This is a genomic window from Streptococcus castoreus DSM 17536 (assembly GCF_000425025.1).
GTDB lineage: Bacteria > Bacillota > Bacilli > Lactobacillales > Streptococcaceae > Streptococcus > Streptococcus castoreus.
In genome coordinates, this window is sequence record NZ_AUKZ01000022.1 from 1 (window position 1) to 12,691 (window position 12,691).

Here is a 12,691-nt window from a genome sequence, read left to right on the forward strand (position 1 = left end):
AATCACTGCCGCTTGCTTTAGGATGTCTAATTGCATTTCGAGTTCTTTATTTCGTTTTCTGAGTTCTATCAACTCACGTTGTTCATCTGTCAGATTATCGACAGTTTTAAAGGAACCAGTTGTTCTTGCTTGTTTAACCCACTTATCGAAGGTTGAGGGCCTTAAATCATATTCTTTGATCAGTTCACTGCGTTTTCTACCTGCATTGTGCAAGTCAACGATTTGTTGTTTGAAGTCATCTGTGAAGTAACGGCGAATTTTTCTAGACATAGTTTTTCTCCTATTTTCTTTAGTGTAGAACACTTTATAAATTCTGTCTAGTTTAGTGTAACCTGTTCATAAAGTCTTATCCTGCATATCTGATTGGTCAGTTGGGACGCTCAGATTATTTTACATCTAAGGATATTGGTGGAGACACCATTCTGAATGAGTGCTATTCTGAGATACGAAAGGTTCAACGCATTATAGGAGGAAGACTTCTTTTGTTGGAATGTAGGGAGCACATGTTCAATAAGTTCTACGAGAAAAAAGGATATGTGAAACTAAGTGACGAGTTAGATGAACACGGGTTGTACACACTGTATAGGAAAATACGTTACTGATTCTTGCTCTTGCTTTTTATTTGTTGTGTGCTAATATATATTCATAATCCTAAAGCTTTCATAAAAGCTAATTTTCCCCAGTCCATGCGGCTGGTTTTTTTGTTTGCCTAAAGTGTTATTGTGTGGTATCATTTAATGGTAATCAGCTTTCGTAGGCAGATTAACTTTTTTATAACTAGGCCAACCTTCGGGTTGGTTTTTGTTGTATTTTCGCTAAAATAATGGTAATATTGGCTTAGCCATACCAATGGCTTTTCTCTATCGTCCTCTTGTTCCCATACAGGAGGGCTTTTTTGATATGTTTTATCAGACGAAGAGTTGCTGATGGAATTAGACAAATAAAAAAGACCTCGTCCAGAAGTCGGGGAATAGTCGGGGAACGGTGTGTAGATGTACTTATTTAAAGGCATTATGATATAATGCTATTATAGCATGTTTCTGTTTAAATCTTGATTTTTCAAAGAAAGATGAAGAAAAATTTTTAAGAGGTTGCTCTTTTGAACAAACCTGTCAAAGAGACAATAAGTCAAACAGAAGGGGCAATAAATTGAGGGAAGTATTCTTAGTAAGGTCAAGGTTTCAAAAGATCTGTTCAAAATGGGTATTTTCAGGTGTAGTGGTCTATTTTAAGGGTTTTTAATATAAGATTTCAAGAAAACTTGTTATAATATGACAAAAGCTTGAACACGAATAGAGGAAGATAAATGAATACAATTAGACGCTACGATGTTAACGAAGAGTGGGCCCATACAGGTCTTGTAGAAGCCGGTGACTTTTACTTTTTAAATTATTGTGTTGGCAATGTTGGTCAAGACATCGAGAGCCAAATTAACGGGGCTTTTGATGAGATGGAACGCCGTTTAGGCTTGGTTGGTTTGACCCTAGAAGCCGTTGTTCAAATGGACTGTTTGTTCAGAGATGTTTGGAATGTGCCTGTAATGGAGAAAATTATCAAAGAGCGCTTCAGTGGCAAATACCCTGCTCGAAAATCGATCCAAACGGAATTTGCACATCATGGTGGACCAGACGGCTTGCTGTTCCAAGTTGATGGTGTAGCTTATGCGAAACATATCCCTGTGTCTTAAAACATTAACTTTTAATCCTTAATGGTATAATATCTCTATGACATTTCTAGAATTATTGCAAAAAAAATTTTTTCCGAAACAGTATCAGGAAAGAATCTTAAAACAGAATCAAGAACAACACTCTCATGAAACGGCTGTCCAGCAAAGTATGTCTGATGCCAGCCAACAAGATCTTACTTCTGCTGAAACGAGTTCAATCAAAGCTCAATCATCTGCTTTTCAGCGTAGTAAATCTCATGAAATGAGTAAAAAGAAACCGCCAGTCTGGTTGCAAAAACTAGAGGTCGTTTTACCGTCGCCACGAAATCCGATTCGTCGTTTTTGGAATCGTTATCATGTCGGTAAAATTTTGATCATTTTGATAGGCACCTGTGTTTTACTTTTAGGATCCTACCTTTTTTATCTCTCAAAAACAGCTAAAGTATCTGATTTACAAGATGCTTTGAAAGCAACAACGGTCATTTATGATCATACAGGCGAACAAGCAGGGAGTTTATCTGGGCAAAAAGGAACGTATGTGGAATTAGATGCCATTTCAGATGATCTTGAAAATGCCGTTATCGCCACAGAGGACAGGACTTTTTATAGCAATAATGGGATTAACCTCAAACGTTTCTTGTTAGCTATTGTGACTGTCGGTCGATTTGGAGGTGGTTCGACCATTACCCAACAGTTAGCCAAAAATGCCTACCTTTCGCAGGATCAGACCATTAAACGAAAGGCCCGTGAGTTTTTCTTAGCCCTTGAATTGACAAAGAAATACAGCAAAAAAGCTATTCTTACCATGTATCTCAATAATTCCTATTTTGGGAATGGGGTATGGGGAATTGAGGATGCTAGCCGAAAATATTTTGGAACAAGTGCAGCCAATTTGACCTTGGATGAAGCCGCTACTTTAGCTGGAATGCTAAAAGGCCCTGAGGTTTACAACCCTTACTATTCAATCAAAAATGCGACCAATCGTAGGGACACTGTCTTAGGTGCTATGGTTGAGGCTGGCAAAATTAGCCAAGATCAAGCCAATAAAGCCAAGACTGTAGGAATGGGCAACCGTTTGGCAGATACCTATGTTGGGAAATCAGATGACTACAAGTATCCCTCTTATTTTGATGCCGTTATCAATGAAGCCATTGCCAAATATGGTATTTCCGAGAAAGATATGGTTAACAATGGCTACAAGATTTACACCGAACTGGACCAAAATTACCAGACCGGAATGCAGACAACCTTTAACAATGACAGTTTATTTCCTGTGTCATCTTTTGATGGGACTTCAGCACAAGCTGCTAGCGTTGCCTTGGACCCTAAAACGGGAGCTGTTAGAGGACTTATTGGTCGGGTTAATAGCAGTGAAAACCCAACTTTTAGAAGTTTTAACTATGCCACTCAAGCAAAACGTAGCCCTGCTTCGGCAATTAAACCTTTAGTCGTTTATGCTCCAGCAGTAGCTTCTGGTTGGTCAATTGACAAAGAACTGCCAAATACTGCTCAAGATTTTGATGGCTATAAACCTCGTAATTATGGCAATTATGAGTCAGAAAAGGTTCCCATGTATCAGGCATTAGCAAATTCCTATAACATTCCTGCTGTATCAACTTTAAATGAACTTGGCATTGAAAAGGCTTTTACTTACGGCGAGAAATTTGGATTGAAAATGTCATCTGCTAAAAAGGAATTAGGCGTTGCTTTAGGGGGTAGTGTGACAACCAATCCACTAGAGATGGCACAAGCTTATGCAGCCTTTGCTAACAATGGGATTATGCATTCTGCTCATTTAATTAGTCGTATCGAGAATGCTAAAGGTGAGGTCGTGAAAGCTTTCACAGATAAGTCCAAGCGCGTGATTAGCCAGTCGGTTGCTGATAAGATGACTAGTATGATGTTAGGGACTTTCTCAAATGGGACGGCGGTTAATGCCAATGTTTATGGCTATACCCTAGCCGGTAAGACAGGAACGACCGAGACAAGCTTCAATCCAGACCTTGCAGGAGACCAGTGGGTCATTGGGTATACTCCTGACGTTGTTATTAGCCAGTGGGTTGGTTTTAATAAAACCGATGAAAACCACTACTTAACAGATTCAAGTGCTGGTACAGCCTCAACCATTTTTAGTACTCAGGCATCCTATATCTTGCCTTATACCAAAGGGAGCCAGTTTCATGTGGATAATGCTTACGCCAAAAATGGCATTTCAGCTGTATATGGGGTTAATGAGACAAACACCGAGACAGGCATAAATTCGCAATCCATTATTGACGGGTTGAGAAAATCAGCTGAGGAAGCGTCAAAATCGTTGTCTGATGCGGTTGAGCAATCGGGCTTGCGAGACAAAGCACAGTCTCTCTGGAAGAGCATTGTCGACTATTTTAGATAACTTGCGAAATTCTAAAAATCATGTTAGAATAAGGTTCACGGAGGCGTTATGGCACAGAAAAAAGCAAGCCTAGCGTGTGTCGACTGTGGCAGTCGCAATTACTCAATTGGAGTTAGCAGCTTGCCAAAACCAACACGTCTAGAAGTTAACAAGTTTTGCAAACATTGCAAAAAATATACTTTACACAAAGAAACACGATAAGAGGAGAGCAGAGTCTGATGGGATTCGTTAGTGGGATTTTTAAACTCTTAAAAGATACAACATGGCCAGATCGTAAACAGCGTTGGAAAGATTTTATCTCAGTTCTTGAGTACACAGCATTCTTTACGGTGATTATCTTTATTTTTGACCAGTTGTTGTCAAAAGGGGTTTTGTCACTAATCAATTTATTCTAATCATAGAATGGGGAAAATTGATTAAACAGCATGGAAGAGCCTAGACTGGGGAAACCCAGTCTTTTTAGTTTTTGCTAGCATACGCTAGTTCAAGCTAAACACATGAGAGGTTTTTAACAAGAAAGTAACGTTTTTCGCATCTCAACGTTCAGATGTTTTAAAATTAACTGTTGTTTTCATCTGTACGATAATTCGGAACCAACGGTATTTTGCACGTGACACCGATAGGTCATCCATTGACAGCGAAGCTTTCTTCCATTATAATGAAAGTAATGAGAACTCACAAAAGCCAAGGGAGGCTTTTTTATTAATGAAAGGAAGTATTATGCTAGATTCTTTTGACAAGGGTTGGTTTGTTCTCCAAACTTATTCAGGCTATGAAAACAAGGTTAAAGAAAATCTTTTACAGCGTGCTCAAACCTACAATATGGTGGAAAACATTCTTCGTGTGGAAATTCCAACACAGACGGTTAATGTGGAGAAAAATGGTCAGACCAAAGAGATCGAAGAAAATCGTTTCCCGGGCTACGTTTTGGTTGAAATGGTCATGACTGATGAAGCTTGGTTTGTGGTGCGTAATACTCCAAACGTTACAGGTTTCGTAGGATCTCACGGTAACCGCTCAAAACCAACCCCTCTTCTAGAAGAAGAGATTCGAGCAATCTTGTTGTCTATGGGGCAAACTATCGATGTCTTTGACACCAATATCAAAGAAGGAGATATGGTTCAAATCATTGACGGAGCCTTTATGGGACAAGAAGGGCGTGTTGTTGAAATTGAAAACAATAAGGTAAAACTTATGCTTAACATGTTTGGTTCTGAAACCGTGGCTGAAGTTGAACTTTATCAGATTGCAGAACTGTAATCACTTACCAACTCCCTTTAGGGTACAAGCATTTAACAATAAAAGGGCTAGCGCTATCTCTTCGTTGATACTGGCGCTAGTCTTTTTTGTTGATTGTGATGCATAACTTCTCTGGATCTGCTAGCATTCAGGGAGTTCCAGGATCAGTCAAGAGGGGAAATGGTTTTAGTTAATTGGTTAAGTTATAATCATATAATACTTTTTTTATTTATATAGACAGATTTCCGTGATAGGTTTTTACCCCCCCCCCCCCGAAAAAAAGATTTCTTCTATTTTTGTGCAGAAACCTATCCTGTATAATAGTTCCTATAGATCTGCTTGTGCCTACCAAAAACGATAGCACCATGACAGAACTAAAACAACAAAAGGAGATACATTCACATGATAAAAAAAGGACAGTGGAGCAAAAAAGCCGTCATCGCTTCTTTAATGCTCGGCGCTAGCCTTCTAGTAACAACCACTTCTAACGCGTTGGAACAGCCACTTGCGGGGAACTTTGATAAGACGGTTTTTGATTTAACTGACAAAATAGCAAGTTTTTCTGGTGAGTTGAAAAAAGAAAATAAAGATAGAATTCTTGAAGAATTATATGATGTGTTATCACGCTTTAAGACCAGTGATTTGATGAGTTTAGTTATTGGGGCAATGCATGGCGAGATCGATGCTTCTAATAAATTACTTAATCTTGATAAGGACTCTGTAGAAGCCGCACAATCTTTAGTTAACTTAGTGAAAGGAATTCAGAAAGGAATTACCGGTGCTAACTTCAAAGAATTAGAGGATATGTTTGAAGGGGATTTAGATAATGGTGATTTCCTTCAAACATTGCTACTCAAAGAATTGTACCGACGTAGCGGGGAGTATGAAAAGACTGTCAAAGGTTGGGATGAAACCGTAAAAGAAGCCAAGGCAACTGAGACAAAATTGAAAACAGAACTGCAAAACAGGGATGATAACCTAGTTGGTCTTGCAAAACAGTGGAAAGCAGAAGAAATAAAAGTCCAAAAACTTACCGCTGATTTAACTAAAGCCCAAAAAGAAAGCCAAGACCTAAAAGCGAAGAGTGATGAGTTGTCAACTCAACTTAATGACTCACAGCAAAACAACCAAGAGCTTCAAACCAAGATGAAGGACCTAGAAGCCAAAGAAAAAGCGTCCTCAGAAGCCCTCAAAGATAGTGAAGCTAAAGTGAAAACACTTACTGAAAAAGTTGAAGAAGCCACGGTTAACAATGCATCCTTGACGGAGAAACTTCAAAAAGGTCAAGCCGAGTTGACTGATCTCCAACAGCGTTTTGATAAGGTTGAAGAGTCAAACAAAGAAGAAAAAGCCAAACTTCAAGCAGAACTAGACGCTAAGAAATCAGAAGTCACTAACTTACAAGAACAAGTAACCGCTTCTGATAACAAAGTGAAGGAACTTGAAAAAGCCAAAAATGAAGCTGAAGCTAAAGTTACAGCGTTGAATGCCGAAAAAGACAAACTCGCTCAAGACAAAGCAGCTATTGAAGCCAAACTGCAAAACCAAACACAACTAAGCGCTGAAGAAAAAGCTAAACTTGAAAAAGAATTGGCTGATGTTCAAGCTAAAATTGCCGAAAAAGATACTAATATTAACAGTCTGAAAGAGCAGTTAACCGAGACAACTAAGACTATTAAAAAACTTGAGGAGACTAAAGCAGCTGTTGAAGCTAAGCTCAAAGATCAAAACAACCTCAACGCCGAAGAAAAAGCCAAACTTCAAGAAGAACTCAAGAACTTGATGGCGAAGCTTGAAATGCTTAAAAATGGTAAAGCACCAAGTACTCCTACTCCTGACGTTCCTAAAGCACCAAGCATACCTACTCCTGACGTTCCTAAAGCACCTGAAAAAGGCAATAAACCGGCTGCTCCTCAAACACCAGCTAAACCGAAGGAAAACAATGATGGTAGCCAAGCTAGCAAACCGACAATGTCAAGTCAAGCAGCACCTGCAACGGCAATGGCACCGATGGCTAAGGCAAGCAAGGCAGCACACCTACCATCAACTGGTGAGACAACTAATCCATTCTTCACGGCAGCAGCTGTTGCTGTTATGATTAGTGCTGGAGTAGTGGCTGTTTCTTCAAAACGTAAAGAATACTAAGCTAAGTTATCCCGGTCATACTTTTTCGTTTACAAACGCCAGTATTCCAGACATACCTTATAGTTTACAGCTAAAGACCCTGTTTTGATCCTATCAAATAGGGTCTTTTTGTATCAGCGATGGGCTAGGGGAATTAGTCTTAGTGACCTTTATAAGGCTACTATCCTTTATTTTAGTATTGCAGGATTTAGAATAAACGGGTTAGTATTGTCAAAATTTTGAAAAGGCTAGAGGACAGATTGAAATCCGAGAGTATGGGACGTTCTTCAAGTGTCAAGTGGATGACTTAACGTTACCCGAAATGGCATACACTGCGTGGTATTGGAATGACGAAGAATACCATAGATAAAGATGGGATGATCGAAGAAGTTCATTATTTTATCTTTAGTTTTCATCTAGATGTCAGCGCGTTTAGCTAGAGTATTCGAAGTCATTGGTTGCTCGATGTTGTTTCTCGTGAGGAGCAACACCAGGTCTTAGGTAACCGGGCGACTTTTAACCTCAAAGCTATTCGCAAATATCTCCTTTATTTTTTGAAAGTGTTTCCATTTTTAAAGAAAGCCATGAGTTATCGTCGGAAACGTGTTCATTTGAAGGTTTATTTGCCTCAGTTATTTGGAAAGTAGAGGTTAGCTGATGCCCATCACACGTTTTAATCAGTTTCAAAAATGAGTGCAAGGGATTTAACCATCTAGAAAAACGTTTTCTGCGTCTGTCGTGAATCTGGTTCTTTTCCCATTCCTAAAAGGCTTATATCGTGTTATAATAAAAAGACTAGACTTTTTACAGGGGAGAATTCACATGACATTTTATGATCATAAAGACATTGAACCAAAATGGCAGGCATTTTGGGCTGACAAGCATACCTTTAAAACGGGGACGGATGCCTTAAAGCCTAAGTTTTATGCTTTAGATATGTTTCCTTACCCATCTGGTGCTGGGCTTCACGTAGGTCACCCAGAAGGATACACGGCAACCGATATTCTTAGTCGTTTCAAACGCGCACAAGGCTATCATGTGCTTCATCCAATGGGTTGGGATGCTTTTGGTCTACCTGCTGAGCAATATGCTATGGATACTGGTAATGACCCAGCTGAATTTACAGCGGAAAATATTGCTAACTTTAAACGTCAAATCAATGCACTTGGTTTTTCTTATGATTGGGACCGTGAAATCAACACAACAGACCCTAACTACTACAAATGGACACAGTGGATTTTCACTAAATTATATGAAAAAGGTTTGGCTTATGAAGCTGAAGTGCCTGTTAACTGGGTAGAAGAGCTTGGGACAGCCATTGCTAATGAAGAAGTGCTTCCGGATGGAACTTCTGAACGTGGGGGTTACCCCGTTGTCCGTAAACCAATGCGCCAATGGATGCTAAAAATCACAGCCTACGCTGAACGTCTGCTGGAAGATCTGGAAGAAGTGGATTGGCCAGAATCCATTAAGGATATGCAACGCAACTGGATTGGAAAATCAACAGGTGCTCATGTGACCTTCAAAGTAGCCGGGACTGATCGAGATTTTACCGTCTTTACAACGCGCCCTGATACCTTATTTGGCGCAACATATGCAGTGATGGCACCGGAGCATGATTTGGTGGATGTCATCACATCGCCAGAACAAGCAGCAGCGATTGCGGAATACAAACGTCAAGCCAGTCTAAAATCTGACCTTGCACGTACGGACCTTGCTAAAGAAAAGACTGGTGTTTGGACAGGTAGTTACGCAATCAATCCTGTCAATGGTCGTGAAATCCCTATCTGGATTTCTGATTATGTGCTTGCTAGCTACGGTACTGGTGCTATTATGGCGGTACCTGCTCACGATACACGTGATTGGGAATTTGCAAAGCAATTCGGTCTTGACATCATTCCAGTGCTTGAGGGTGGTAATGTTGAAGAAGAAGCCTATATCGAAGATGGGATGCACATTAACTCTGATTTCCTTGATGGTCTTGCCAAAGAAGAAGCTATTGATAAGATGGTTGCATTTCTTGAAGAACATGGCTTTGGTAAAAAACAAGTCAATTATCGTCTTCGTGACTGGCTCTTCAGTCGCCAACGTTATTGGGGTGAGCCAATTCCAATTATTCATTGGGAAGATGGTACCTCAACCGCTGTTCCAGAAAATGAATTGCCACTTGTTCTTCCAATAACTAAGGACATTCGTCCATCAGGAACAGGTGAGTCCCCTCTTGCCAACTTAACAGACTGGCTAGAAGTGACACGTGCGGATGGTGTCAAAGGTCGTCGTGAGACCAATACTATGCCACAATGGGCTGGTTCAAGTTGGTACTATCTTCGCTACATTGATCCACATAACACTGAAAAATTGGCGGATGAGGAGCTTCTGAAACAATGGCTACCTGTTGACATCTATATCGGTGGTGCGGAACATGCGGTACTTCACTTGCTTTATGCTCGTTTTTGGCATAAGGTTCTCTATGACCTTGGTGTGGTGCCTACAAAAGAGCCATTCCAAAAACTTTTTAATCAAGGAATGATTTTAGGGACAAGCTATCGAGACAGTCGTGGGGCGCTTGTTGCCACTGACAAAGTGGAAAAACGTGATGGTTCATTCGTTAACATTGAAACCGGTGAAGAGCTTGAACAAGCACCAGCTAAAATGTCTAAGTCGCTTAAAAATGTTGTCAACCCTGATGATGTGGTGGATCAATATGGCGCCGATACTCTTCGTGTTTACGAAATGTTCATGGGACCGCTTGACGCTTCCATTGCTTGGTCTGAAGAAGGTCTTGAGGGGGCACGGAAGTTCCTTGATCGTGTTTATCGCCTAATGACAACTAAAGAGTTAACATCTGAAAATAATGGAACTTTGGACAAGGTTTATAATGAAACTGTCAAAGCAGTCACGGAACAAATTGAGCAAATGAAATTCAACACAGCTATCGCTCAAATGATGACCTTTATCAATGCTGCCAATAAAGAAAATGACCTCTTTATCGATTATGCTAAAGGTTTTGTTCAATTAATTGCTCCGTTTGCCCCTCATTTGGCAGAAGAATTATGGCAAGTGCTGACAGCATCTGGGGACTCCATTTCCTACGTGGCATGGCCTACTTGGGATGATGCGAAGTTAGTTGAAAATGAGGTTGAGATTGTTGTGCAAATCAAGGGCAAAGTCAAAGCGAGACTAGTAGTCGCTAAGGGTCTTTCTCGTGAAGAGTTGCAAGAAGCTGCAATGACTAGTGACAAGGTTAAAGCCGAGATTGACGGGAAAAAGATTATCAAAGTGATCGTGGTACCGAATAAACTTGTCAATATCGTTGTCAAATAGGGGTTATAAAGTGAGTCCTAGCGGTGAGTTTTACGCGTTAAAGCCGTGGGATCCTCAACCAGTAATTGCTGTCTCAGATAAATTAAATGGATTAATACCGTGTTTAATGCCTTGATGAACTAGGTATCTGAAAAACAGACCAAGCAGGTTGTGTCAATAAAAGACATTAGGCTTAAAACAAGCGATGCACTGCTCGAGGAATCTCTTTTCATAGGTGATATTTTGGATCTCCCATCAGTTTTTGATTTCTGGTGGGAGATTTTTTGTTCTCAATGACAGTCGTTGAAGGCGGGTATGTGCGCTTTAAAAAAAGTTAATTACAATTAAATTTCAAGATAAGCTAACTTAAGTCTAATTTTGAACACTTCTTTGTGTGATAGTTGGTCTTTTTTAAAACGCTTTCATTTTCTATAATGAGTTTATAAAACATATTATTTTATAAACTTTGAAAAGAGGTAGTTCTCATGGAAATGCTCCTAGCTCCCCTAAACTGGTTCTCGCAAAACATTTTGCAAAATCCAGCTTTCTTTGTGGGTCTTTTGGTTTTAATCGGGTATTTACTCCTTAAAAAACCAATTTATGAAGTCTTTGCCGGTTTTGTGAAAGCGACAGTTGGTTACTTGATTTTGAATGTTGGTGCCGGTGGTTTGGTAACGACCTTCCGACCAATATTGGTTGCTCTTGCTAAGAAATTTGAATTGAAAGCAGCAGTTATTGATCCTTATTTTGGTCTTGCTGCTGCCAATGCCAAATTGGAAGAAATGGGCTTTATCAGTGTTGCCACAACAGCGCTTTTGATTGGTTTTGGGGTGAATATTCTTCTTGTTGCTCTTCGTAAAGTCACTAAGATACGTACTCTTTTTATTACGGGTCATATTATGGTGCAACAGGCAGCAACCATTTCCGTCTTTGTTCTGTTTTTAATTCCTCAATTCCAGAACGCTTTTGGTGCTTGGGCAGTTGGTATCATCTGTGGTCTTTATTGGGCTGTTAGTTCAAATATGACAGTTGAGCCTACACAACGCCTTACTGGTGGCGGTGGTTTTGCGATTGGTCACCAACAACAGTTTGCCATTTGGTTTGTGGATAAAGTTGCCCCATTCTTTGGTAAAAAAGAGGAAAATCTTGATAACTTAAAATTACCAACTTTCTTAAACATTTTCCACGACACTGTTGTTGCTTCAGCGACCTTAATGCTAGTATTTTTTGGAGCGATCTTAGCTGTTCTTGGTCCAAACATTATGTCTAATGCGGAATTAATCGGACCGGGAGCTTTCAATCCAGCTAAGCAAGCCTTCTTCATGTATATTCTTCAAACATCACTCACCTTCTCAGTTTACCTCTTCATTTTGATGCAAGGTGTACGTATGTTCGTTTCTGAATTGACCAATGCCTTTCAAGGGATTTCAAGCAAATTGCTGCCAGGGTCATTCCCAGCAGTTGACGTTGCGGCTTCTTATGGCTTTGGTTCTTCAAATGCAGTTCTTTCAGGATTTGCTTTTGGTTTGATTGGTCAATTAATCACGATTGCTCTTCTTGTTATTTTTAAAAATCCAATCTTGATTATCACAGGATTCGTTCCAGTATTTTTTGATAATGCAGCCATTGCGGTTTATGCCGATAAGCGTGGCGGTTGGAAAGCTGCGGTAGCCCTGTCCTTTATTTCAGGAATTCTTCAAGTAGCACTTGGTGCGGTAGCGGTTGGTCTTTTAGGATTGACAGGTGGCTATCATGGAAACATTGACCTTGTTCTTCCATGGCTGCCAATCGGTTATATTTTTAAATATCTTGGCATTGTTGGCTACATTGTTGTTTGTCTCTTCTTCTTGGTGATTCCGCAATTACAATTTGCGAAAGCTAAAAACAAGGACATGTATTACCGTGGTGAAGTAGAAGCAGAATAATGAAACATTAGATTAAGTATAGCATTTGGAGGAAACTAA

General features: G+C 39.9%; 9 protein-coding genes and 1 pseudogene. 9 read left to right on the plus strand and 1 reads right to left on the minus strand.

Features of this window, described 5'->3' with window-relative positions:
• A partial coding sequence (locus H346_RS0106675; protein WP_027970398.1) for a transposase occupies nt 1-270 on the minus strand: 270 nt, incomplete at its 3' end.
• Between the two features lie 1,036 nt (nt 271-1,306).
• Between H346_RS0106675 and H346_RS0106680 the strand changes: the two genes are divergently transcribed.
• From H346_RS0106680 to H346_RS0106715, 9 genes and pseudogenes are all read left to right on the plus strand, one after another.
• The gene (locus H346_RS0106680) at nt 1,307-1,687 is read left to right on the plus strand and encodes a RidA family protein (protein WP_027970399.1); all 381 of its coding nucleotides are present in this window, start codon (nt 1,307-1,309) and stop codon (nt 1,685-1,687) included.
• A 37-nt stretch (nt 1,688-1,724) separates the two neighbouring features.
• Nucleotides 1,725-4,061 carry a penicillin-binding protein PBP2A gene (gene pbp2a, locus H346_RS0106685; RefSeq protein WP_027970400.1) on the plus strand — a complete coding sequence of 779 codons (2,337 nt, stop codon included), beginning with the start codon at nt 1,725-1,727 and terminating at the stop codon, nt 4,059-4,061.
• Between the two features lie 48 nt (nt 4,062-4,109).
• Nucleotides 4,110-4,262, plus strand: coding sequence for a 50S ribosomal protein L33 (gene rpmG, locus H346_RS10285; protein WP_083940750.1), 153 nt, complete (start codon nt 4,110-4,112; stop codon nt 4,260-4,262).
• A gap of 17 nt (nt 4,263-4,279) precedes the next feature.
• The gene (gene secE, locus H346_RS0106690) at nt 4,280-4,456 is read left to right on the plus strand and encodes a preprotein translocase subunit SecE (protein WP_027970401.1); all 177 of its coding nucleotides are present in this window, start codon (nt 4,280-4,282) and stop codon (nt 4,454-4,456) included.
• Between the two features lie 325 nt (nt 4,457-4,781).
• Nucleotides 4,782-5,321 (plus strand): transcription termination/antitermination protein NusG, encoded by a 540-nt coding sequence (gene nusG / locus H346_RS0106695; protein WP_027970402.1) that lies wholly within the window; start codon nt 4,782-4,784, stop codon nt 5,319-5,321.
• Nucleotides 5,322-5,702: 381 nt separating this feature from the next.
• On the plus strand, nt 5,703-7,445 hold the full coding sequence (locus H346_RS10745) for an LPXTG cell wall anchor domain-containing protein (protein WP_027970403.1): 1,743 nt from the start codon (nt 5,703-5,705) through the stop codon (nt 7,443-7,445).
• 205 nt (nt 7,446-7,650) lie between these two features.
• Nucleotides 7,651-8,071: pseudogene (locus H346_RS11055) on the plus strand (ISAs1 family transposase); the annotation flags it as partial.
• A 175-nt stretch (nt 8,072-8,246) separates the two neighbouring features.
• Nucleotides 8,247-10,748, plus strand: coding sequence for a leucine--tRNA ligase (leuS, locus tag H346_RS0106710; RefSeq protein ID WP_027970405.1), 2,502 nt, complete (start codon nt 8,247-8,249; stop codon nt 10,746-10,748).
• 464 nt (nt 10,749-11,212) lie between these two features.
• Nucleotides 11,213-12,652: a PTS sugar transporter subunit IIC gene (locus H346_RS0106715; protein WP_027970406.1), complete on the plus strand. Its 1,440-nt coding sequence runs from the start codon at nt 11,213-11,215 to the stop codon at nt 12,650-12,652.
• The last annotated feature ends 39 nt before the right edge of the window (nt 12,653-12,691 follow it).